Origin of the sequence: Pseudomonas sp. W15Feb34, assembly GCF_023127765.1 — a bacterium.
GTDB classification, from domain to species: Bacteria; Pseudomonadota; Gammaproteobacteria; order Pseudomonadales; family Pseudomonadaceae; genus Aquipseudomonas; species Aquipseudomonas synxantha_A.
This window is the reverse complement of record NZ_SPKN01000009.1, coordinates 203,143-226,415: the sequence shown is the minus strand read 5'-3', so window position 1 is coordinate 226,415 and position 23,273 is coordinate 203,143. Positions and strand designations below refer to the sequence as shown.

Sequence of the window (23,273 nt, the reverse complement as noted above, 5' to 3'; positions counted from 1 at the left end):
TCAGAGCAGCACCACGTCGTATTGTTCCTGGGAATACATGGTTTCGACCTGGAAGCGAATCGTGCGACCGATAAAGCTCTCCAGCTCCGCGACGTTCCCCGACTCTTCGTCCAGCAGGCGATCGACCACTTTCTGGTTGGCAAGCACTCTATAACCCTCGGCCTGATAGGCACGTGCCTCACGCAGGATTTCGCGGAAAATTTCGTAGCAAACGGTTTCCGGGGTTTTCAATTTACCCCGCCCCTGGCAACTGCTGCACGGCTCGCACAGCACCTGCTCAAGGCTTTCGCGGGTGCGCTTGCGGGTCATCTGCACCAGGCCCAGCTCGGTGATGCCGATGATGTTGGTCTTGGCGTGATCGCGCTCCAGCTGCTTTTCGAGGGTGCGCAATACCTGGCGCTGGTGCTCCTCATCTTCCATGTCGATGAAGTCGATGATGATGATGCCACCGAGGTTGCGCAGGCGCAGTTGGCGAGCGATCGCCGTGGCGGCTTCCAGGTTGGTCTTGAAGATGGTCTCTTCGAGGTTGCGATGGCCCACGAATGCGCCAGTGTTAACGTCAATGGTGGTCATGGCTTCGGCCGGGTCCACCACCAGGTAGCCGCCGGATTTGAGCGGCACCTTGCGCTCCAGGGCTTTCTGGATTTCGTCTTCAACGCCATACAGGTCGAAGATCGGCCGCTCGCCGGGGTAGTGCTCCAGGCGGTCGGCAATTTCCGGCATCAGCTCGGCAACAAATTGCGTGGTGCGCTGGAAGGTTTCCCGCGAGTCGATACGGATTTTCTCAATTTTCGGGCTGACCAGGTCACGCAGCGTACGCAGCGCCAGGCCCAGGTCTTCGTAGATGACGCTGGGCGCGCCAATGGTCTTGATCTGTGCGTCGATCTGATCCCACAACCGCCGCAGGTAGCGGATATCCATAAGGATCTCATCAGCGCCGGCGCCTTCGGCGGCGGTACGCAGGATAAACCCGCCCGCTTCCTTGATGCCCTCGGCAGCCACGCAGTCGCTGACCACCTTTTTCAGGCGTTCACGCTCGGCTTCGTCTTCGATCTTCAGGGAAATGCCGACATGGGCAGTGCGCGGCATGTACACCAGGTAGCGCGAGGGAATCGACAACTGGGTGGTCAAGCGTGCGCCCTTGGAGCCGATAGGGTCCTTGGTGACTTGCACCACCAAACTCTGCCCTTCGTGCACCAGGGCGCTGATGCTTTCCACCGCAGGGCCTTCGCGCAGGGAAATTTCCGAAGCGTGGATAAACGCAGCACGGTCCAGGCCGATATCGACAAATGCTGCCTGCATACCTGGCAGTACGCGCACCACCTTGCCTTTGTAGATATTGCCGACGATCCCACGCTTTTGGGTACGCTCGACATGCACTTCTTGCAGAACACCGTTCTCTACCACCGCCACGCGCGATTCCATCGGCGTGATATTGATCAGAATCTCTTCACTCATGGCTGGGTCTCGTTCAGGCGTTTTCACAATAGTGACCGATCGCTCAAGGCTTGGCGCTGGAATACGGCGTTCAGCGCACGGTAATGTTTTGCCAACAGGGTATGCCGAATTGGACGAGCAGTTGCGCGGTTTCGCACACGGGCAGGCCAACCACCGCAGAATAACTGCCATTGAGGCCGGCAACGAACACCGAACCCAGGCCTTGGATAGCATAGCCGCCGGCCTTGTCCTGGGGTTCGCCACTGTGCCAGTAGGTTGTAGCCTCTTCGACAGAAACCTGGCGAAAACGTACAAGACTGCTTACATATCGAGTTTCGCAGCGCTGGCCGTCGGTGAGGGCAATCGCGGTGAGCACTTCATGCTCGCGGCCCGAAAGGGCCATCAGCATCGCCAGCGCGTCGGCCTGGTCCACGGGTTTGCCCAAGATCTGGCCGTCAATAATCACCGCCGTATCGGCGCCCAGTACGCAGGCGCCCGAGGTTTGGCCAAGCGCAACAAAACCCGCCGCTGCCTTGCCGCGTGCAAGACGCTCGACATAGGCAACGGCAGGTTCGTGGGTAAGCGGTGTTTCATCAATAGCGGCGCTGACTACGGTGAAGGGCACACCGATCTGGGTCAGCAGCTCACGTCGCCGCGGGGAGCCCGAGGCCAGATAAAGCGAAATCATTGCAGCCTCTCCCTGTTGGGTTCGATAACCAGGCAGAGCCTCGCAACCATTCAATTGATTTTATAGCGACGACGCAGCCCACGCAGGCCAAAACTGATCCAGGGCCACAGCAATGCACTGACCAGCGCCGGCAAGACCAACGCCAGCGTAGGCTGACGGTTGCCGGTCAAGGCGCTCAGCCACAGTTGCACCAGCTGCGCCAGGCCGAAGATCACCAGGATCACCAGGCACTGCTGCCACATCGGAAACATGCGCAGGCGCTGTTGCAACGACAGCACCAGGAAAGTGATCAGGGTCAGGATCAACGCATTCTGGCCCAGCAAGGTGCCATAGAGCACATCCTCCGCCAAGCCCAGGCACATCGCCGTGACCATGCCCACCTTGTGCGGCAGGTTCAAAGACCAGAACGCCAGCAGCAAGGCCAGCCAGAGCGGGCGCAGGATTTCCATGAATTGCGGCAGCGGCGAAACGCTGAGCAGCAAGCCAATGGCGAAAGTCAGCCAGACGATCCAGCCATTGCGCGAATGAGTACCGGCCATTATTCCTCCCTCTGCCGTGTGGTGGCCGGAGCGGTTGTCGCAGGCCTCGCAGGCGCGGTGGTCGCCGCCGGTTTAGCCGGGCGAGCACTCTGTGCAGCAGGCTTGGCTGGTGTGGCGACAGGCGCTGCGGTTGCCGGAACGGCCGGCGCAGCCGCAGGCGCTGGTGGCCCGACGAAGGCCGGTTTGGGCACAATGGCGGGGACGACCGGCGCGGTGCCGTTCTGCTTGTCTTCCGCTTCCTGGGCCTGGGCGGCGTCGTTGGCGCGCTCCTCCGGGGTGCGGTTATCGCTGAACACCAGCAGCAGGTAACGGCTACGGTTAAGGGCAGCCGTCGGCACGGCCCGAACGATCGCGAATGGTTGGCCAGAATCGTGGATCACTTCCTTGACCGTCGCCACCGGGTAGCCGGCCGGGAAGCGCTGGCCCAGGCCGGAGCTGACCAGCAGGTCGCCTTCCTTGATATCCGCAGTGTCGGCAACATGGCGCAGTTCGAGGCGTTCGGGGTTGCCAGTACCGCTGGCAATCGCGCGCAAGCCGTTGCGGTTGACCTGAACCGGAATGCTGTGGGTCGTGTCCGTCAGCAGCAGGACGCGCGAGGTGTAGGGCATCAACTCCACCACCTGGCCCATCAGGCCACGGGCATCGAGCACCGGCTGGCCGAGGACCACACCGTCGCGCTCACCCTTATTGATGATGATGCGATGAGTGAACGGGTTCGGATCCATGCCGATCAGCTCGGCGACTTCAACCTTTTCATTGACCAACGCGGAAGAATTGAGCAACTCGCGCAGACGAACGTTCTGCTCGGTGAGGGCCGCCAGCTTTTGCATGCGCCCCTGCAACAGCAGGTTTTCAGTCTTGAGCTTTTCGTTCTCGGCGATCAGCTCGGTGCGGCTGCCAAATTGGCTGGCCACGCCCTGGTAGAGACGTTGTGGCAGGTCGGTGATCCAGTAGGTCTGCATCAACACCAGCGACATCTGGCTACGCACGGGCTTGAGCAGTGCAAAGCGGGCATCGACCACCATCAGCGCGACCGAAAGCACGGTCAGCACCAATAAGCGCACGCCCAATGAGGGGCCTTTGGCGAAAAGCGGTTTAATAAGCCGCTCCTCCCAGGCAAATGTTCTCTTTATTCATACGGCATCAAACCGGCCTGGATGCAGATTGAAGAAGATAAACGCCAACAGGCAGCACTGCAAAGTGCTGCCTGCCGACCAAGCATGAACCATCCAGGCAATCTTATTCGCTGGAGAGCAGGTCCATGGTGTGTTTATCCATCATTTCCAGCGCACGACCACCACCACGAGCAACGCAGGTCAGCGGGTCTTCGGCGACGATCACCGGCAGACCGGTTTCCTGTGCCAGCAGCTTGTCGAGGTCGCGCAGCAAGGCGCCACCACCGGTCAGCACCAGGCCACGCTCGGCGATATCGGAAGCCAGCTCCGGCGGCGACTGCTCCAGGGCACTCTTCACGGCCTGAACGATGGTGGCCAGGGACTCTTGCAGAGCTTCCAGCACTTCATTGGAGTTCAGGGTGAAGGCACGTGGAACGCCTTCGGCCAGGTTGCGACCGCGAACATCGACTTCGCGAACTTCGCCGCCCGGGTATGCGGTGCCGATTTCCTGCTTGATGCGCTCGGCGGTGGATTCACCGATCAGGCTGCCGTAGTTGCGACGCACATAGGTGATGATCGCTTCGTCGAAACGGTCGCCACCCACGCGCACGGATTCGGCATACACCACACCGTTCAGGGAAATCAGGGCGATTTCGGTCGTACCACCACCGATATCCACCACCATCGAGCCGCGGGCTTCTTCAACCGGCAGGCCGGCACCGATCGCAGCCGCCATCGGCTCTTCGATCAGGAACACTTCGCGGGCACCGGCGCCAAGGGCCGACTCACGGATGGCACGACGCTCAACCTGGGTGGACTTGCACGGAACGCAGATCAGCACACGAGGGCTGGGCTGCAGAAAACTGTTTTCGTGAACCTTGTTGATGAAGTACTGCAGCATCTTCTCGCAGACGCTGAAATCGGCGATCACGCCATCCTTCATCGGACGAATGGCAGCAATGTTGCCTGGTGTACGGCCGAGCATACGCTTGGCCTCGGTGCCAACGGCAACGACACTTTTCTGATTACCATGGGTCCGAATGGCCACAACCGATGGCTCATTCAGAACGATACCGCGCTCGCGCACGTAAATAAGGGTGTTGGCAGTGCCCAGGTCAATGGAAAGATCGCTGGAAAACATGCCACGCAGTTTCTTGAACATGGGAAAGGGACCCTAGGCAACGCGTGGGTAAAAAAGTGCGGCAAACTCTAACAACGACAGGGATTTTGGGCAAGGCGCCAATGTGCTAAATTGGCCGACTTTCTGTGCACCAACCCCCACAATCGCGGCCATATGACCGTAGAAATGCGGTAGTGTTCCGACAATCTAACACACGGACGCCTTCCGTTCTGTTTTCCACTGGAGAATCCCATGGCGCTTGAACGCTCCGACGTGGAAAAAATCGCGCATCTGGCCTCGCTTGGCCTCAATGACGCCGATCTTCCACAGACCACCGCAGCCCTGAACAGCATTCTCGGGCTGGTTGACCAAATGCAGGCCGTCAATACCGACGGCATCGAGCCCCTGGCTCACCCGCTGGAAGCCAGTCAGCGCCTGCGCGCAGACGTCGTGACCGAGCGCAATAACCGCGAGGCCTACCAGTCCATCGCGCCAGCGGTCGAAAACGGCCTGTACCTGGTTCCGAAAGTCATCGACTAAAGGGAAAGAGCCTTTCATGCATCACATGACTCTGGCCGAGATCGCCCGCGGTCTCGCCGACAAAACGTTTTCCAGCGAAGAGCTGACCAAGACCCTGCTTGCGCGCATCGCCGAGCACGATCCCAAGGTCAACAGCTTCATCAGCCTCACCCAAGAGCTGGCCCTGAGCCAGGCCAAGGCGGCCGACGCACGTCGCGCCAACGGTGAAAACAACCCTCTGCTGGGCGCCCCCATCGCCCACAAGGACCTTTTCTGCACCCAGGGCATTCGCACCAGCTGCGGCTCGAAGATGCTCGACAACTTCAAGGCGCCCTACGACGCCACCGTGGTCTCCAAGCTGGCCGCCGCCGGGGCTGTGACCCTGGGCAAGACCAACATGGACGAATTCGCCATGGGTTCGGCCAACGAGTCGAGCTACTACGGCGCGGTGAAAAACCCGTGGAACCTTGAGCACGTGCCCGGCGGCTCGTCCGGTGGCTCGGCTGCGGCCGTGGCCGCACGCTTCCTGCCCGCCGCTACGGCTACCGACACCGGCGGTTCGATCCGCCAGCCCGCCGCGTTCACCAACCTCACCGGCCTGAAGCCGACCTACGGTCGCGTTTCCCGCTGGGGCATGATCGCCTACGCCTCAAGCCTGGATCAGGGCGGCCCTCTGGCACGCACCGCCGAAGACTGTGCAATATTGTTACAAGGCATGGCAGGCTTCGATAAACAGGACTCCACCAGCATCGATGAGCCCGTGCCGGACTACAGCGCCAGCCTGAATACCTCGCTCAAGGGCCTGCGCATCGGCGTGCCGAAAGAGTACTTCAGCGCCGGCCTCGACCCGCGTATCGCCGATCTGGTGCAAAACAGCATCAAAGAGCTGGAAAAGCTAGGCGCCGTGATCAAGGAAATCAGCCTGCCGAACAACCAGCACGCGATTCCCGCCTATTACGTGATCGCGCCGGCAGAGGCGTCTTCCAACCTGTCGCGTTTCGACGGTGTGCGCTTCGGCTATCGCTGCGAGAACCCGAAAGACCTCACCGACCTGTACAAACGCTCCCGTGGCGAAGGCTTCGGCAGTGAAGTCCAGCGCCGGATCATGGTCGGTGCCTATGCCCTGTCCGCCGGCTACTACGACGCGTACTACCTCAAGGCGCAGAAAATCCGTCGCCTGATCAAGAACGATTTCATGGCCGCCTTCGAAGAAGTCGACGTGATCCTCGGCCCGACCACGCCGAACCCGGCCTGGAAAATCGGCGCCAAGACCGGCGACCCGATCGCCGAGTACCTGGAAGACCTCTACACCATTACCGCCAACCTCGCGGGCCTGCCGGGCTTGTCCATGCCCGCCGGTTTCGTCGACGGCTTGCCGGTTGGCGTGCAATTGCTCGCCCCGTATTTCCAGGAAGGCCGCCTGCTCAATGTGGCGCACCAGTACCAGTTGCACACCGACTGGCACACCCGCACCCCTACCGGCTTCTGAGGAGAACACTATGCAATGGGAAGTTGTGATCGGGCTGGAGATTCATACCCAGCTCGCCACCCAATCGAAGATTTTCTCCGGTAGCGCCACCACGTTCGGCTCTGAGCCCAACACCCAGGCCAGCCTGGTCGACCTGGGCATGCCCGGCGTGCTGCCGGTGCTGAACCAGGAAGCGGTGCGCATGGCGGTGATGTTCGGCCTGGCGATTGACGCCGAGATCGGCCAGCACAACGTGTTTGCACGCAAGAACTACTTCTATCCGGACCTGCCCAAGGGCTACCAGATCAGCCAGATGGAACTGCCGATCGTCGGCAAGGGCCACCTGGACATCCCGCTGGAAGACGGCACCATCAAGCGTGTCGGCGTAACCCGTGCGCACCTGGAAGAAGACGCCGGCAAGAGCCTGCACGAAGAATTCCCCGGCGCCACCGGTATCGACCTGAACCGTGCCGGCACGCCGCTGCTGGAAATCGTCTCCGAACCGGACATGCGCAGCGCCAAGGAAGCCGTGGCCTACGTCAAGACCATCCACGCGCTGGTGCGCTACCTGGGCATCTGCGACGGCAACATGGCCGAAGGCTCGCTGCGTTGCGACTGCAACGTGTCGATCCGGCCAAAGGGCCAGGTTGAGTTCGGCACCCGCTGCGAGATCAAGAACGTCAACTCGTTCCGCTTCATCGAGAAGGCGATCAACAGCGAAGTGCGTCGCCAGATCGAATTGATCGAGGACGGCGGCAAGGTGATCCAGCAAACGCGCCTGTACGACCCGAACAAAGACGAAACCCGCGCCATGCGCAGCAAGGAGGAAGCCAACGACTACCGTTACTTCCCCGACCCCGACCTGTTGCCGGTGGTGCTGGAAGATTCGTTCCTCAACGACATCCGCGCCACCCTGCCGGAACTGCCGCAGCAAAAACGCGAGCGCTTCCAGGAGCAGTTCGGCCTGTCGGTCTACGATGCCAGCGTGCTGGCCTCCAGCCGTGAACAAGCCAACTACTTCGAAAAAGTCGTGAGCATTGCCGGCGACGCCAAGCTGGCGGCCAACTGGGTGATGGTCGAACTGGGCAGCCTGCTGAACAAACAGGGCCTGGAAATCGACGAAGCGCCTGTAACTGCCGAACAATTGGGCGGGATGCTGCTGCGCATCAAGGACAACACCATCTCCGGCAAAATCGCCAAGACGGTGTTCGAAGCGATGGCCGCGGGTGAAGGCAACGCCGACGAGATCATCGAGAAGCGTGGTCTCAAGCAAGTCACCGACAGCGGCGCGATTTCGGCCGTACTCGATGAAATGCTCGCGGCGAATGCCGAACAGGTCGAGCAATACCGCGCCGCAGACGAAGCCAAGCGCGGCAAGATGTTCGGCTTCTTTGTCGGCCAGGCCATGAAAGCTTCCAAGGGCAAAGCCAACCCGCAACAGGTGAACGAACTGCTTAAAAGCAAGCTCGAAGGCTGATTGCGGTGAATGGTTGGAGCAGACTTCAAGGTCTGGCTCCAACCTGTGTGGGAGGGGGCTTGCTCCCTCTCCACATTTTTTATTGGGGATGTCCTGACAATGAAACGTCTACTCGGCCTCCTGGCCTTGTCCTCCCTGCTGGCCGGTTGCGCCAGCGGTCTCATCGACCCCAACGGTTACGACGAAACCGGCACCGCCTCCTATTACGGCGCCAAACACCATGGCAAAAGAACCGCCAGTGGTGAACCCTTCAACCAGAACGCCTTGACCGCTGCGCATCGGCGCCTGCCCTTCGGTACGCGGGTCAAAGTGACCAATCTGAACAACGACCGATCGGTCGTGGTGCGCATCAATGACCGCGGCCCGCACACCCGTGGGCGCCTGATCGACGTTTCCCGCAAGGCTGCCGAGCAACTGCGTATGCTGGGCAGCGGCACCGCACGGGTTCGCGTGCAAGCCCTGAACAACTGATTGAGGCTGCCTTGAGTATTTTCGGATTGAACGCCCTTTCGCCCTGGAGCCTGCTCGAACTGGTCGGCGGCTTGCTGCTGTTGATCGTCGGCGCCGAGATCCTGGTACGCGCCGCCGTGCGCCTGGCGGCCAGCCTCAAAGTGCGACCGCTGATCATCGGCCTGAGCGTTGTCGCCTTCGGCAGCAGCGCGCCGCAGATGGCCGTCAGCCTCCAGGCCACGCTGGCCGGCAATACCGATATCGCCGTGGGTAGCGTTATTGGCAGCAGCATTTTCAATATCCTCGTCACCCTGGGCCTGTCGGCGCTGATCATTCCGCTGCGGGTCTCGCGGCAACTGGTGCGTGTGGATATCCCGGTGATGATCTTCGCCGGTCTGCTGGTGTTTATCCTGGCCGCCAATGAAGTGCTGACACCGCTCGATGGTGTTTTGCTGCTGGTGGCGCTGGTAGCTTACCTTGGCGTGCTGCACCACCAGACGCGTCATTCACGCCGCCCGCGCACCCTGGACACCGTGGCCAAGGCACCCTGGTTGAGCAGCGCGTTACTGATGTTCGCCGGGCTATTGGTGCTGGTACTGGCCGGGCATTTGTTGCTGGGCGCCGCGGTGGAAGTGGCGGGCGACCTGGGCTTGTCGGAGCGCGTCATCGGCCTGACGCTCATCGGCGTGGGCACCTCGCTGCCCTGCCTTGCCACATCGCTGATCGCCGCCTTGCGCGGCGAGCGGGAAATTGCGGTGGGCAACGTGATCGGCAGCAACCTGTTCAACCTGCTGGGAGTGCTGGGCTTTACCGCGCTGGTGGCGCCGTCGCCGCTGTCGGTATCACCCAATGCCCTGGACTTCGATTTGCCGGTGATGCTCGGTGCCATCGTCCTGTGCCTGCCGGTGTTTTATACCGGCTACCGCGTGACGCGTATCGAAGGGCTGGTGCTGCTGGGGTTGTACCTGGCGTACGGGCTGCACGTAATGGCGTTCACCACCGGTATGCCCCTGGCCAACAAGCTTGAACAATTGATGCTGTATTACGTCCTGCCGGCGTTGGTGGCTTTGCTGTTGTTCACCTCTGTGCGCGCCTGGCACCGCCAACACAAGAGGGAATCGAAATGACCGATCAGAAAAAACCCGGAGTTGAGGTACGACGCCAAGTCATGGGCGATGCATTCGTCGACCGCGCCCTGGGTAATGCCACGGCGTTCACCCAGCCGCTGCAGGATTTCGTCAATGAACATGCGTGGGGCGCTGTCTGGAACCGCGAAGGCTTGCCGCTCAAGACCCGCAGCCTGATCACCCTCGCCGCCCTGACAGCCCTCAAATGCCCGCAGGAACTCAAGGGCCACGTGCGCGGTGCACTTAATAATGGCTGCACGGTAGACGAGATTCGCGAAGCGCTGCTGCATTGCGCGGTGTATGCCGGTGTGCCGGCGGCGATTGATGCCTTTCGGGCGGCGCAGGAAGTGATCGAAAGCTACCAGAAAGACGCCTAGATCCAGCCACCCGCCTGCAATACGAAAATCCCGATATTGGTGGTCACCGCCGCCATCAGCGTAGTGATCACGATAATCGCCGCCGCCAGCTCATGATTGCCTTGCGCCGCCCTGGCCATCACGAAGCTGGCCGCGGCTGTCGGCGCGCCGAAGTACAGGAACAGAATCCCCAGCTCCGGCCCGCGAAAGCCCAGCAACCAAGCGCCCAAGGTTGCGATCACCGGCAACCAGATCATCTTCATCAGGCTCGCACTCAACGCCATGTTGCCGCTCTTGCGCAGCGCGGCCATGGACAAGGTGCCGCCGATGCAAATCAACGCCAACGGCAGTGTGGTATCCGACAGGTACTGCAAGGACTTTTCGAACCAGCCGGGCAAGCTGATCTGAAAGTACGCGAACGGCGCAGCAACGATCACGCTGATGATCAGTGGGTTAGCCACCACACTCTTGAAAATGCTCCACGGGTCGGACTTGATCACCGGGCTGTACACCGCCAGCACAATGGTCGACAGCGTGTTGTAAAACAGGATCACCAGCGCCGCGAGGATTGCGCCCAGGGAGATCCCGTAGTCACCGTACATACTGGCGGCGAGCGCCAGGCCGATCACCCCGTTATTGCCGCGAAACGCACCCTGGGTGTAAATGCCCCGGTCTTCACGCTTGCAGCGAAAAATCGCCCAGCCCCAGGCCAAAGCAAAGCTCGCCAGGGTGGCGACGGCAAAATAGATCAGCAAACCCGGCTTGAGTGCCGCGTGCAGGTCGGCATGCAGGATGCCCAGGAACAGTAGCGCCGGCATGGTGACGTTGAACACCAGGGACGACGCGGTGTGGATAAAGTTGTCGTTGATCCAGTTGATGCGCTTGAGCAGCACACCCAGAAACAGCATGGCAAACACCGGCGCGGTGATGGTGAGGGTGGTAAGGAAGATTGCCAGCATGCCGGGGAGAACCTTGGTGGGCGTCGTTAGTTGGCTAATGATAAGCCATGCAGCCCGTGTCGTCTGGTCTACCGCTATCGGGAGCAAGCCCCCTCCCACATTTGAACGCATTCATTCTGTTGAAATGCGGACCAATGCGGGAGGGGGCTTGCTCCCGATGCAGGCGACTCGGTCTCAGGTAATCGGCGCCGGGTTGAACAGCGTGATGTCGTTATGCAACTTGTGATGCTCCGCCCACGTCTGCTTCCTGCCACTGGCCACGTCCAGGTAGAAGTGAAACAACTCCCAGCCCAGCTCCTCGATGCTCGCGCGCCCGGTGGCAATGCGCCCGGCGTCGATATCGATCAGGTCCGGCCAGCGCTGGGCCAGCTCGGTGCGGGTCGACACCTTGACCACCGGCGCCATCGCCAGCCCGTACGGCGTGCCACGCCCGGTGGTGAATACATGCAGGTTCATCCCTGCCGCCAGTTGCAAGGTGCCGCACACAAAATCACTGGCCGGGGTGGCGCAAAAAATCAGGCCCTTGCCCTTCAAGCGCTCGCCGGGGCCGAGCACGCCGTTGATCGCGCTGCTGCCGGACTTGACGATGGAGCCCAATGACTTCTCGACAATATTCGACAGCCCGCCCTTCTTGTTGCCCGGCGTGGTATTGGCACTGCGGTCTGCTTCACCCTTGGCCAGGTAACGGTCATACCAGTCCATTTCCCTGACCAGTTCCCGGGCAACCTCCTGGTTCTGCGCCCGGGAAGTCAGCAGGTAAATCGCATCGCGCACTTCAGTCACTTCGGAAAACATCACCGTCGCGCCGGCCCGCAGTAACAAGTCCGAGGCATACCCCAGCGCCGGGTTGGCGGTGATACCGGAAAACGCATCACTACCACCGCACTGCATACCCAGGATCAGCTCGCTGGCCGGCACGGTTTCCCGACGGCGCTGGTCGAGTTTCTTCAAGCGCACCTCGGCCAGCGCCATGATCTGCTCAATCATTTCGGTAAAGCCATGGCTGGAATCCTGCAGGCGATACAACCACGGCTCGCTCAAGTCCACCGAGCTGTCGTTATCGTGCATCACCTGGCCGGCCTGCAATTTCTCGCAGCCCAGGCTGATCACCAGGGCTTCACCGCCCAGGTTCGGGTTGCGCGCCAGATTGCGCACGGTGCGGATCGGGATATAGGCATCCGTCGCCGTAATCGCCACGCCGCAGCCGTAGCTGTGAGTCAGCGCCACCACATCATCGACGTGGGGATACTTGGGCAGCAACTCATCCTTGATGCGCTTGACTGCGTGGTCCAGCACGCCGGTAACGCACTGCACGGTGGTGGTGATGCCGAGGATATTGCGCGTGCCCACGGTACCGTCGGCATTGCGATAGCCCTCGAAGGTGAACCCCTCCAGCGGTGCCTGGGTTTCAGGCACCTCGGTGGACAGCGGCAAGCTGTCAAGCGGTGGCGCGGTGGGCATGCGCAGCTGATCTTCCTGCACCCAACTGCCACGCGGAATCGGAGCCAGGGCGTAACCGATGGTCTGACCGTAGCGGATAATCCGGCCGCCCTCGGGGATATCTTCCAGTGTGACCTTGTGGCTCTGGGGTATGAACTCCACGGTGACCAGGCCGTCGGGGAATTCGGTCCCCGCCGGCACACCCTGGTCGTTTACCACGATCACCACATTGTCGCGCTCGTGCAAACGGATCGAGCGCGGCGAGTCGGCATGTTCAATCAACTGCATCACACGAACCTCAGGAATGCGCTTGGGAAAGGTTGGTCAACTCAGGGCCTTTGGCGGGCGGCTCTTTGAGCACCACGCGCTTGATCGGGCCGACAATCACCAGGTAGCTGAACACTGCGACCAGCGCGTTGGCGCCGACGAACACCAGGGCCCATTTGAACGAGCCGGTAGTGCTGATGATGTAGCCAATGACAATCGGCGTGGTGATCGACGCCAGGTTACCGAAGGTGTTGAACAGGCCGCCACTGAGGCCGGCGATCTGCTTCGGCGAGGTGTCGGACACTACCGCCCAACCCAGTGCGCCAACGCCTTTGCCGAAGAACGCCAGGGCCATGAAGCCCACCACCATCCATTCGATGTCCACGTAATTGCAGGCCACGATACTGCTGGAGATCAGCAGGCCACCAATGATCGGCGCCTTGCGTGCAAAGGTCAGCGAGTGGCCTTTACGCAGCAGGTAGTCAGAAATCACCCCGCCGAGCACACCGCCGATAAAGCCGCAGATCGCCGGCAACGAGGCGATAAAACCAGCCTTGAGAATGGTCATGCCGCGATCCTGCACCAGATACACCGGGAACCAGGTCAGAAAGAAGTAGGTGATGCCGTTGATGCAGTACTGGCCCAGATACACGCCGAGCATCATGCGGTTGGTCAATAACTGGCGAATGTAATCCCACTTCGGCCCATCAGTTTTCTTACCCTTGCCCTTGTCCTGATCCATGTCGACCATCGCGCCGTTGGCAGCGATGTGGTTGAACTCGGCCTCGTTGATCATCGGATGCTGGCGCGGGCTGTGGATAACTTTCAGCCAGATCAGCGAGAACACGATGCCGATCACGCCCATCACGATAAACACATGCTGCCAGCCGAAGCGGTAGACGATCCAGCCCATCAATGGCGCAAACAACACCGTGGCGAAGTACTGCGCCGAATTGAAGATTGCCGATGCGGTGCCGCGCTCAGCCGTAGGAAACCACGCCGCAACAATACGGGCATTGCCCGGAAACGACGGCGCCTCGGCCAGGCCCACCATAAAGCGCAACATGAACAGCGCCACTACGGCGGTGGAGACGCCGAACTCACCGACATAGCCTTGCAGCACGGTGAATAGCGACCAAGTGAAGATGCTCAAGGCGTAGATTTTTTTCGAGCCGAAGCGGTCGAGCAGCCAGCCGCCAGGAATTTGCCCGGCCACGTAAGCCCAACCGAATGCGGAGAAGATGTAACCGAGGGTGACCGCGTCGATGCCGAGGTCTTTTTGCAGGCTGGAGCCGGCGATGGCGATAGTAGCGCGGTCGGCATAGTTGATCGTGGTCACCAGAAACAGCATGAGCAGGATCAAATAGCGGACATGGGTCGGCTTGGTCGCTTGCATGAAGAGGTACTCCCACTAATTATTTTTTTTGCGGGTAATGATTTTTTGTTTTTCCTGTGGGAGCCGGGCTTGCCCGCAATGCAGACACCTCGGTGTGTCAGCAAGACCGAGGTGATGCTATCGCAGGCAAGCCAGCTCCCACATAAAGCCAGTGCCACAGGATGCTGCGTATTACGACCCGATATAGCTGGTCTTCACCACGGTGTAGAACTCTTGCGCATAGCGACCTTGCTCACGCGAACCGTAGGATGAGCCCTTACGGCCACCGAATGGAACGTGGTAGTCCACACCCGCCGTCGGCAGGTTGACCATCACCATCCCGGCCTGGGAGTGGCGTTTGAAGTGGTTGGCGTACTTCAGCGACGTAGTGGCGATACCCGCCGACAGGCCGAATTCAGTGTCGTTGGCCATGGCCAGCGCCGCCTCGTAGTCAGCCACACGCACCACGTTGGCCACCGGGCCGAAGATTTCTTCACGGCTGATGCGCATCGCCGCTTCACTGTCGGCAAACAAGGTCGGCGCCAGGTAATAGCCTTCGGTGTCGCTGGTCACCAGGCCGCCACCGCTGACCAGCCGCGCACCTTCGCTCTGGCCGATGTCGATGTATTTCATGTCCTGGTCCAACTGGGTCTGGGACACCACCGGGCCAATGTCGGTGCCGCTATTCAAAGCGTGGCCGACCCTGATCGACTTCATGCGCTCGGCCAGGGCGGCGACAAACTGGTCGTGGACCCCCGCCGTGACAATCAAGCGGCTCGACGCGGTGCAACGCTGGCCGGTGGAATAGAACGCGCTCTGCACCGACAACTCCACCGCCTGCTTGAGGTCGGCGTCATCGAGGATGATCTGCGGGTTCTTGCCGCCCATTTCCAACTGCACTTTGGCCTGGCGCGACACACAATTGACGGCGATCTGACGACCCACGCCAACGGAGCCGGTGAAGCTGATGCCATCGACTTTCGGGCTGTTAACCAACACGTCACCGACGACACGACCGCTGCCCATCACCAGGTTGAACACACCAGCAGGGAAACCAGCGCGAGAAATGATCTCCGTCAGGGCCCAGGCGCAACCCGGCACCAGCTCCGCAGGTTTGATCACCACGCAGTTGCCATAGGCCAGGGCCGGGGCGATTTTCCACGCGGGAATGGCAATCGGGAAATTCCATGGAGTAATCAGCCCCACCACGCCAAGGGCTTCGCGAGTCACTTCAACGCTGACGCCCGGACGCACCGAGGGCACGTAATCACCTGAAAGGCGCAGGCATTCACCGGCGAAGAACTTGAAAATATTACCGGCGCGGGTCACTTCGCCGATGGCTTCGGGCAGGGTCTTGCCCTCTTCCCGGGCCAACAAGGTGCCGAGCTCTTCGCGACGGGCAAGGATTTCACTGCCGACTTTATCCAGCGCGTCGTGGCGCGCCTGGATACCGGACGTGGACCAGGCCGGGAAAGCGGCGCGGGCCGCGTCAATGGCCGCGTTGACTTGGGCCACGTCCGCTTTGGCGTATTCGCCGATGACATCGGACAAATCAGACGGGTTGATATTGGTGCAATAGTCGGCGCCGGTTACCCATTCACCGTTGATGTAGTTTTCGAAACGCTTTGCTTGGGACACAAATCTTCTCCTGACGCAAAAGGCCGCTGATTGCTCAGCGGCCTTGTGGATAATTTATTGCGCGCCTTGCTTGTCGATCAGCGCGGCCAGGGCTTCGTATTCTTCCGGCAACAGATCGGTCAGCGGCGTACGCACCGGGCCGGCGTCATACCCGACAATTTTCGCGCCGGCCTTGACGATGCTCACTGCGTACCCGGCTTTGCGATTACGGATGTCCAGGTAAGGCAGGAAGAAGTCATCAATGATCTTGTCGACGGTGACGTGATCTTCGCGGGCAATGGCGTGGTAGAAATCCATGGCGGTTTTCGGGATGAAGTTGAACACCGCCGAGGAGTACACCGGCACTCCAAGGGCTTTGTAGGCCGCGGCGTAAACCTCTGCAGTCGGCAGGCCGCCGAGGTAGCTGAATCGGTCACCCAGGCGGCGACGGATCGACACCATCAGCTCGATATCACCCAGGCCATCCTTGTAGCCGATCAGGTTCGGGCAACGTTCGGCCAGACGCTCCAACAGCGGCGCGGTCAGGCGGCAGACATTGCGGTTGTAAACCACCACGCCGATCTTGACCGACTTGCACACCGCTTCAACGTGGGCAGCAACCCCGTCCTGGCTGGCTTCGGTAAGGTAGTGCGGCAGCAGCAGCAAGCCTTTGGCACCGAGGCGTTCCGCCTCCTGGGCGTACTCGATGGCCTGGCGGGTCGAACCGCCCACACCGGCAAGAATCGGCACGCTGGACGCGCAAGTGTCCACGGCGGTTTTTACCACTTGGGAATATTCGCTGGCAGCGAGGGAAAAAAACTCACCCGTCCCACCGGCTGCGAACAACGCGGTGGCGCCGTAAGGGGCTAGCCATTCGAGGCGCTTGATGTAGCCCGCCTGGTGGAAGTCACCCTGGGCGTTGAAATCGGTCACCGGGAAAGACAGCAGACCGTGGGAGAGGATGGACTTCAGTTCTTGTGGATTCATTATTCGAACACCCTGGGCGAAGACTTTCTGAGGAAAGCGTTGTTGTTGGTTTTGATGATGTCGTACGTCATCGTACAACTATAAAAAGATTCGTCAACTGCAATTCGTTGAGCCTCCGCTCGCACCTGACGTGTGGATTGCAACTCTTGACGTAGGAAATTTCTCACCTATAGTAACTTTAGCTGTATATACATACAGTTAAAAAGGAAGATTCCCACGACATAGCAAGGAGCTAACATGTCAGGTCTTGAACTAGCAGTACCCGAGAAACTCCCGCCAACCCTGCGTTTTGAAGGGGGTGAACACACCGCCATCGGCGATGAAACCCTGCTGCGCTTCGCCAAGGACGCTGCGGCGATTCCTGCACACCAGGTGCAATTGCATCTGCCCAACGGGCTCGCGCTGACCTACGGCCAAGTGATCGCTTTGGGTGGCGATTTCTATGGCATCCCCGGCCAAGCCATCAGCGATGGCGCCTCTGCGGCCGAGCGCGTGCAACGTTTCACTGCAGCCTTCAACTCTCTCGCCGTATTGCCCGCCTCACGGGAAGAGGCGCAGAAGATCCTGGCGGTGATGCAAAAGGAAATCAACGCCGTCAAGCAGGCGATCAAGGATGGCAAACAACCCCATGAAGCCTACGACGCACTGGGTGATACGTTGTCGGAGGAGTGGAACCGCATCACGGGTGGCGGCAGCGCTGTTTCGGCCCTGATTCCCTTGGGACGCTACCTCAAGCTGGCAGCGGACAATGCCGATCACTTCGGTGAGTGGGCCTTGTCCGCGTACCTGGCCGGTCACACGGCGGCGCTGCAACAAGCCGTTGTGGCCCACCAGACGGGTACCGACCAGGCCCTGGAACTGGCCTATGCGATGAACAGCTTCGCTGATCACTTCTTGACCGACCTGTTTTCTGCCGGGCACCTGCGAGTGCCGCGCAAACAGTTGGCAGCCGTTGTGACGCCAGGTGAACTGGGCTCGCTGATCAGCCGCTTCATGCACGACGAAGACAGCAAGTTCGGGCTCAAGGTGCGTAATGCCATGGGTGATCAGTGGCATGCCTACGGCGACAAGCGCTACTTCGACAGCATCGACGCCGATAATCGCGTGCAGGTAAAACGTGCGGTGCAGGCTTCGGCAGACGAAATCTTCGAAACCTTCATCAGCGGCGTCGCGCCCTCCCCGGCCAGCTTCAAGGCACCGCTGTATGTGCCCGACCTGAACGCCGCGCAAAACCCGGCGAATAACTTCTCGCCGTTGTTCAAGATGGAGGGGGACAAGGTGCTGCGGCGCAAGGACGTCAATGACCTGAACGACAAACACTGGACCAATGATTGGTGGGGGTGGAGTACGTACCTGTTGCTCAAAGACTACAAGCCCAATCAACCCGCCAGCTAAACAGGCCCGGTACTCCAGATAATGGAGATCAAATGTGGGAGCTGGCTTGCCTGCGAATGCACTGGTTCAGTAACAAACTCAATGACTGACACACCGCTATTGCAGGCAAGCCAGCTCCCACACGGGATATGGCAAACCTCAGCCGCGCTGCGCTTCTGCCTCTTCATGGGCATGGCGCAGCCGCTCACGGCTGTTGGTCAAATGCAGACGCATGGCCGCCCGCGCCGCATCCGAATCCTGACGGGCAATTGCCTCATAGATTTCTTCGTGTTCGCGACTCAGGCGGCTCATGTAATGCTGTTGGTCATCATGGGCCAAGCGCGCCGAATTCAAGCGGGTACGCGGAATGATGCTGGTACCCAGGTGGGTCATGATGTCGGTGAAGTAGCGGTTGCCGGTAGACAGTGCAATTTCCAGGTGGAAGGCAAAGTCTGACGCCACCGCATCGCCAGCGTGGGCCGCACTTTCATTCAGCGCATCAAGGGCCGCACGCATGGCGGCCAGTTGTGCATCACTGCGACGCAAGGCGGCAAGGCCCGCCGACTCTACTTCCAGGCTGATACGCAGCTCCAGAATCGCCAGCACATCACGCAAGGTCACCACGGTGGCCGGGTCAATGCGGAAACCGCTAGGGCTGGGCGTGTCCAACACAAAGGTGCCGATACCATGGCGGGTCTCGACCTGCCCCGCCGCCTGCAAGCGCGAGATGGCCTCGCGCACCACGGTGCGGCTGACGCCGTGGGCGTCCATGATCGCCGACTCGGTAGGCAGTTTATCGCCGCGTTTGAGCTGGCCATCGCGGATCTGCTCGGACAACACCGTGACCAATTCCTGGGCAAGGCTGCGGCGCTTGCGGGGCAGACGTGGAGCGGCGCTGGCGTTTTCCATGATGAACCATCTTTCTCGGCGAACTGAAGACCGCATCATAGCCCATGGTGGTTGTACGATCACCGTTGTGGCGCGACTTTCATCCATATCCTTCGCGCAAAAAAATGCCCCGACAAACGTCGAGGCATTTTTCAGAGGGGTCTGAAGGCAAAATCCGCCTACTTCACCACTTTCAAGCTCGGCCGACCGCTAGGACGCGGCGGCTCGCTGTCCGGTGGCGGTAGATCATCACCGCCTTCACCGTCGATCGTTTCGTCGTCCTCGAAAGGCGACTCCAGATCGAACACCATGCCTTGGCCATTCTCCCGGGCGTAGATCCCGAGGATGGCACCAATCGGCACGAACAGCGTATGTGGTACGCCACCGAAACGCCCTTCAAAGCTCACCGCTTCGTTGTCCATGTGCAGATGGCGCACGGCACTGGGCGATACGTTCAGCACGATTTGTCCGTCGCTGGCGAAACCCTGTGGCACATCCACCTTGGGAAACTCGGAATTGACCAGCATGTGCGGTGTGCAATCGTTGTCCACAATCCACTCATAGAGCGCGCGGACCAAATAAGGTCGACTGGAGTTCATCAACGGCTCCTTAAGCCTTAGCGCATATCGCGTTCGACACCAGACAGACTCGCCTGGAAAGCCTCACGCGCAAATTGGCGCTCCATGTAATCAAGCAGCGGCTTGGCCGGCCGTGGCAGTTCAATGCCCAGGATCGGCAAGCGCCAGAGTATGGGTAATAGGCAGCAATCCACCAGGCTTTGTTCCTCACTGAGGAAAAAAGGTTTATCAGCGAACAGCGGCGAAACACCGGTCAGGCTTTCGCGCAATTCCTTGCGCGCCTGCACCCGAGCGGCTTCCTTAGAACGCGAATCCAAAATGACATCCACCAGCCCGCACCAGTCACGCTGGATCCGATGGATCAGCAGGCGGCTGTTGGCACGCGCTACCGGGTACACCGGCAGCAAAGGCGGATGCGGGTAACGCTCATCCAAGTATTCCATCACCACGGTTGACTCCCACAACGCCAGGTCACGATCGACCAGGGTGGGCAAGCTGCCGTAAGGGTTCACTTCGATCAGTTTCGGCGGATGACGGCCCGCCTCCACACTGATGATCTCGGCGCTGACACCCTTCTCTGCGAGCACGATGCGTACTCGGTGGGAATAGTGGTCGGCGGGGTCGGAGTAACAGGCCAACCGATTGGTCACGCCCATGGCGGTCCTCCTCGCTTGTTGAAATTATCGAAAGCTCAAAAACGAGCGCGCCCAGAGAGCATCTCTGTAACGTCCGGTCAAACCAGGCGTTACGTGTTCAGAGATGCCGCTGGGCGCGCAAGATTAACAGCAATTGCTTACGGTTGGATCAATGCACATCCTTCCAGTATTCGCGCTTGAGCAGATAAGCGAATACGAAGAAGAAAGCCAGGTACAGCAAGACGTACGTACCGATGCGCTGGTGCTGCAGTTTGACCGGGTTGGCCGAGTAGGCCAGGAAGGTCACCAGGTTCTTGACCTTCTCGTCGAACTGCTCTTCGTTCAGCGTACCGGTCTTGGGCACGATGGTCAGTTGATCGCATGCTTCATGGGTCAGAGGCGTACCGGTCAACGGATCATATTGCTTCTTGCCGTCTTCAACGACCTGAACCTGCTTGCATCCTACCACTTGACGCCCCTGCAGGCCGACCAGAACGTTCGGCATGCCGACGTTCGGGAAGACTTTGTTGTTCACGCCATACGGGCGCGCAGGGTCTTCGTAGAAGGATTTCAGGTAGCCGTAGAGCCAGTCGGTGCCGCGCACGCGGGCCACCAGGGTCAGGTCGGGCGGTGCGGCGCCGAACCAGGCCTTGGCATCGGCCGGTTGCATGCCGGTGTTCATGTGGTCGCCGATCTTCGCGCCAGTGAACACCGCGTGGCTGAGCATCACTTCATGGGGGATGCCCAAGTCATCGGCGACACGCTCGTAACGTTGGAACTTGGCGCTGTGGCAACCCATGCAGTAGTTGGTGAATGTACGCAGCCCATCCTGCATGGCGGCCTTGTCAGACACATCGATATCGACTTTTTCCAGCTGCGCGCCATGCTCGGCGGCGAAGGACAGTAGCGGCAGAGCCGCAAGCACGAATGCAACGAATAATTTTTTCATCAGCCAGTCACCCTTTCCGGAACCGGTTTGGTCTTCTCGAGCCGGGTATAGAACGGCATCAGAATGAAGTAGGCGAAGTACAGGAAGGTGCAGACCTGCGACAGCAACGTACGCTCGGGGGTCGGCGCCAGCACGCCCAGCACGCCCAGGATCACGAACGAAATGCAGAACACCCACAGCCAGATCTTGCTCAGCCAGCCTTTGTAGCGCATCGACTTGACCGGGCTCCGATCGAGCCACGGCAGCACGAACAGCACCGCGATGGCTGCGCCCATGGCGATCACGCCCATGAGTTTGTCGGGGATCGCACGCAAGATCGCGTAGAACGGCGTGAAGTACCAGACCGGGGCAATATGCTCGGGCGTCTTGAAGGCGTTGGCCTGTTCGAAGTTAGGTTTCTCCAGGAAATAACCACCCATCTCCGGGAAAAAGAACACGATCGAGCAGAACACAAACAGGAACACCACTACGCCGACAATGTCTTTCACGGTGTAGTAAGGGTGGAATGGAATGCCGTCGAGCGGGATGCCGTTCTCGTCCTTGTGCTTCTTGATGTCCACACCATCAGGGTTGTTGGAACCCACTTCGTGCAGTGCCAGGATGTGCAGTACCACAAGGCCCAGGATCACGATCGGCAGGGCCACCACGTGCAAGGCGAAGAAGCGGTTCAGGGTGATGCCGGAGATCAGGTAGTCGCCACGAATCCACTGGGTCAGGTCGTTGCCGATCACCGGGATTGCACCGAACAGCGAGATGATCACCTGGGCGCCCCAGTACGACATCTGGCCCCATGGCAGCAGGTAGCCCATGAAGGCTTCGGCCATCAGCGCCAGGTAGATCAACATGCCAAACACCCACACCAGCTCACGCGGCTTCTGGTACGAACCGTAGAGCAGGCCACGGAACATGTGCATGTAGACGACGATGAAGAACGCTGACGCGCCTGTGGAGTGCAGCAGGCGCAGGATCGAGCCGTACTCGACGTCGCGCATGATGTATTCGACGGAAGCAAAGGCCTCTTCCGCCGACGGGGTGTAGCTCATCGTCAACCACACGCCGGTGACGATCTGGTTGACCAGCACCAACAAGGCCAGGGAGCCAAAGAAGTAGAAGAAGTTGAAGTTTTTTGGCGCGTAATATTTGCTGAGATGGTCTTCCCACATTTTGGTGGCGGGGAAGCGCGCATCCACCCAATCCATGAACTTGCTCATCACGCGTTCTCCTTGTCGAGGCCAATGACTATGAGGTCGTCAGTTTCGTAGGTATGCGGAGGCACGGGCAGGTTCAATGGAGCAGGCTGGGATTTGTAGACACGGCCAGCGAGGTCGTAGTGCGAGCCGTGGCAGGGGCAGAAATAACCACCGACCCAATCCTTGCCCAGATCGACAGGGGCCACTTCCGGGCGGAAGGTAGGCGAGCAACCCAAGTGGGTACACAGACCAACCAGCAACAGGATCTCTGGCTTGATCGAACGCATTTCGTTCTTGGCGTAGGCGGGCTGATCGGAATTTTCGGATTTCGGGTCAGACAACTGGCCTTCGATCTTTTTCAGATTCCCCAGGATTTCCTCGGTACGGCGAACAATGAAAACCGGCTGGCCGCGCCATTCAGCAATCATCTGCTGACCTGGCTCGATCTTGCTGACATTCACCTTCACCGGTGCACCTGCGGCTTTCGCCTTGGCACTGGGAAACCATGACCCCACGAACGGGACCGCAGCCCCCACCGCTCCTGCAGCACCCACCACGGATGTGGCTGCTACCAAGAAGCGACGCCGGCCTGCATTCACGCCGTCATTGCTCATTCAGTCCTCTCCCATCAGCTTTTTGGCCTGTTAAATCAGGCGTCTACTAAGTGTTGAATCTTTACTTATAAAAATTTTGACGGATGGTAATGAAAAGCCCCACG

The 23,273-nt window shown here is 59.9% G+C and carries 23 protein-coding genes; 7 read left to right on the top strand and 16 right to left on the bottom strand.

The features are described from left to right. From rng to mreB, 5 genes are all read right to left on the bottom strand, one after another. Positions 1 to 1,458, bottom strand: a complete 1,458-nt coding sequence (rng, locus tag E4O97_RS05030) for a ribonuclease G (protein WP_003188562.1) — start codon at positions 1,456 to 1,458, stop codon at positions 1 to 3. Between the two features lie 70 nt (positions 1,459 to 1,528). Beyond that, the gene (locus E4O97_RS05025) at positions 1,529 to 2,125 is read right to left on the bottom strand and encodes a Maf family protein (protein WP_216090746.1); all 597 of its coding nucleotides are present in this window, start codon (positions 2,123 to 2,125) and stop codon (positions 1,529 to 1,531) included. A 50-nt stretch (positions 2,126 to 2,175) separates the two neighbouring features. Beyond that, a complete protein-coding gene (mreD, locus tag E4O97_RS05020; protein ID WP_003188558.1) occupies positions 2,176 to 2,664 on the bottom strand; it encodes a rod shape-determining protein MreD in 489 nt (162 codons plus the stop codon). Then, positions 2,664 to 3,764: a rod shape-determining protein MreC gene (gene mreC, locus E4O97_RS05015; protein WP_078820290.1), complete on the bottom strand. Its 1,101-nt coding sequence runs from the start codon at positions 3,762 to 3,764 to the stop codon at positions 2,664 to 2,666. Before mreC ends, mreD begins: the two co-directional genes overlap by 1 nt. Positions 3,765 to 3,903: 139 nt before the next feature. Beyond that, complete coding sequence (mreB, locus tag E4O97_RS05010; protein WP_002555108.1) at positions 3,904 to 4,941, bottom strand: rod shape-determining protein MreB; 1,038 nt, start codon at positions 4,939 to 4,941, stop codon at positions 3,904 to 3,906. Positions 4,942 to 5,151: 210 nt separating this feature from the next. On the opposite strand from mreB, the gene gatC reads away from it, so the two are divergent. The 6 genes from gatC (at position 5,152) to E4O97_RS04980 (ending at position 10,317) form a co-directional block, all read left to right on the top strand. After that, positions 5,152 to 5,439: an Asp-tRNA(Asn)/Glu-tRNA(Gln) amidotransferase subunit GatC gene (gene gatC / locus E4O97_RS05005; RefSeq protein ID WP_003188556.1), complete on the top strand. Its 288-nt coding sequence runs from the start codon at positions 5,152 to 5,154 to the stop codon at positions 5,437 to 5,439. A gap of 16 nt (positions 5,440 to 5,455) precedes the next feature. Continuing rightward, positions 5,456 to 6,907, top strand: a complete 1,452-nt coding sequence (gatA, locus tag E4O97_RS05000) for an Asp-tRNA(Asn)/Glu-tRNA(Gln) amidotransferase subunit GatA (RefSeq protein WP_032877795.1) — start codon at positions 5,456 to 5,458, stop codon at positions 6,905 to 6,907. Between the two features lie 10 nt (positions 6,908 to 6,917). Next, positions 6,918 to 8,363 carry an Asp-tRNA(Asn)/Glu-tRNA(Gln) amidotransferase subunit GatB gene (gatB, locus tag E4O97_RS04995; RefSeq protein WP_005784800.1) on the top strand — a complete coding sequence of 482 codons (1,446 nt, stop codon included), beginning with the start codon at positions 6,918 to 6,920 and terminating at the stop codon, positions 8,361 to 8,363. A 99-nt stretch (positions 8,364 to 8,462) separates the two neighbouring features. Further along, positions 8,463 to 8,834, top strand: a complete 372-nt coding sequence (locus E4O97_RS04990) for a septal ring lytic transglycosylase RlpA family protein (protein ID WP_005784798.1) — start codon at positions 8,463 to 8,465, stop codon at positions 8,832 to 8,834. A 59-nt stretch (positions 8,835 to 8,893) separates the two neighbouring features. Beyond that, the gene (locus tag E4O97_RS04985) at positions 8,894 to 9,940 is read left to right on the top strand and encodes a calcium/sodium antiporter (RefSeq protein ID WP_177327422.1); all 1,047 of its coding nucleotides are present in this window, start codon (positions 8,894 to 8,896) and stop codon (positions 9,938 to 9,940) included. Beyond that, positions 9,937 to 10,317, top strand: coding sequence for a carboxymuconolactone decarboxylase family protein (locus tag E4O97_RS04980; RefSeq protein ID WP_032877796.1), 381 nt, complete (start codon positions 9,937 to 9,939; stop codon positions 10,315 to 10,317). Before E4O97_RS04985 ends, E4O97_RS04980 begins: the two co-directional genes overlap by 4 nt. Here the strand turns inward: E4O97_RS04980 and E4O97_RS04975 are convergent. The 5 genes from E4O97_RS04975 to kdgD all read right to left on the bottom strand — a co-directional run bounded on the left by E4O97_RS04975 (position 10,314) and on the right by kdgD (position 16,941). Then, positions 10,314 to 11,255 (bottom strand): AEC family transporter, encoded by a 942-nt coding sequence (locus E4O97_RS04975; RefSeq protein WP_005784792.1) that lies wholly within the window; start codon positions 11,253 to 11,255, stop codon positions 10,314 to 10,316. The two genes, E4O97_RS04980 and E4O97_RS04975, sit on opposite strands and share 4 nt — an antisense overlap. A 174-nt stretch (positions 11,256 to 11,429) precedes the next feature. Beyond that, positions 11,430 to 12,983, bottom strand: coding sequence for a galactarate dehydratase (garD, locus tag E4O97_RS04970; protein ID WP_005784791.1), 1,554 nt, complete (start codon positions 12,981 to 12,983; stop codon positions 11,430 to 11,432). A gap of 10 nt (positions 12,984 to 12,993) precedes the next feature. Further along, positions 12,994 to 14,358, bottom strand: a complete 1,365-nt coding sequence (locus E4O97_RS04965) for an MFS transporter (RefSeq protein ID WP_005784790.1) — start codon at positions 14,356 to 14,358, stop codon at positions 12,994 to 12,996. Positions 14,359 to 14,529: 171 nt separating this feature from the next. After that, positions 14,530 to 15,975 carry an aldehyde dehydrogenase family protein gene (locus tag E4O97_RS04960; RefSeq protein WP_248160913.1) on the bottom strand — a complete coding sequence of 482 codons (1,446 nt, stop codon included), beginning with the start codon at positions 15,973 to 15,975 and terminating at the stop codon, positions 14,530 to 14,532. Between the two features lie 54 nt (positions 15,976 to 16,029). After that, positions 16,030 to 16,941, bottom strand: coding sequence for a 5-dehydro-4-deoxyglucarate dehydratase (gene kdgD, locus E4O97_RS04955; RefSeq protein WP_005784786.1), 912 nt, complete (start codon positions 16,939 to 16,941; stop codon positions 16,030 to 16,032). 237 nt (positions 16,942 to 17,178) lie between these two features. On the opposite strand from kdgD, the gene E4O97_RS04950 reads away from it, so the two are divergent. Beyond that, positions 17,179 to 18,336, top strand: a complete 1,158-nt coding sequence (locus E4O97_RS04950; RefSeq protein ID WP_032877800.1) for a hypothetical protein — start codon at positions 17,179 to 17,181, stop codon at positions 18,334 to 18,336. A 138-nt stretch (positions 18,337 to 18,474) separates the two neighbouring features. Here E4O97_RS04950 and E4O97_RS04945 read toward each other — a convergent pair whose 3' ends face one another. The 6 genes from E4O97_RS04945 to petA all read right to left on the bottom strand — a co-directional run bounded on the left by E4O97_RS04945 (position 18,475) and on the right by petA (position 23,169). Continuing rightward, on the bottom strand, positions 18,475 to 19,224 hold the full coding sequence (locus E4O97_RS04945) for a FadR/GntR family transcriptional regulator (RefSeq protein ID WP_032877801.1): 750 nt from the start codon (positions 19,222 to 19,224) through the stop codon (positions 18,475 to 18,477). Between the two features lie 158 nt (positions 19,225 to 19,382). Further along, on the bottom strand, positions 19,383 to 19,802 hold the full coding sequence (locus E4O97_RS04940) for a ClpXP protease specificity-enhancing factor (RefSeq protein WP_005784780.1): 420 nt from the start codon (positions 19,800 to 19,802) through the stop codon (positions 19,383 to 19,385). A 17-nt stretch (positions 19,803 to 19,819) separates the two neighbouring features. Then, on the bottom strand, positions 19,820 to 20,437 hold the full coding sequence (locus E4O97_RS04935) for a glutathione S-transferase N-terminal domain-containing protein (RefSeq protein WP_005784778.1): 618 nt from the start codon (positions 20,435 to 20,437) through the stop codon (positions 19,820 to 19,822). Between the two features lie 148 nt (positions 20,438 to 20,585). After that, positions 20,586 to 21,365, bottom strand: coding sequence for a cytochrome c1 (locus tag E4O97_RS04930; protein ID WP_032877802.1), 780 nt, complete (start codon positions 21,363 to 21,365; stop codon positions 20,586 to 20,588). Further along, positions 21,365 to 22,576, bottom strand: a complete 1,212-nt coding sequence (locus tag E4O97_RS04925; protein WP_032877803.1) for a cytochrome bc complex cytochrome b subunit — start codon at positions 22,574 to 22,576, stop codon at positions 21,365 to 21,367. The genes E4O97_RS04930 and E4O97_RS04925 overlap by 1 nt, the downstream gene beginning before the upstream one ends. Further along, positions 22,576 to 23,169 (bottom strand): ubiquinol-cytochrome c reductase iron-sulfur subunit, encoded by a 594-nt coding sequence (petA, locus tag E4O97_RS04920; RefSeq protein ID WP_032877804.1) that lies wholly within the window; start codon positions 23,167 to 23,169, stop codon positions 22,576 to 22,578. Before petA ends, E4O97_RS04925 begins: the two co-directional genes overlap by 1 nt. Between the last annotated feature and the right edge of the window lie 104 nt (positions 23,170 to 23,273).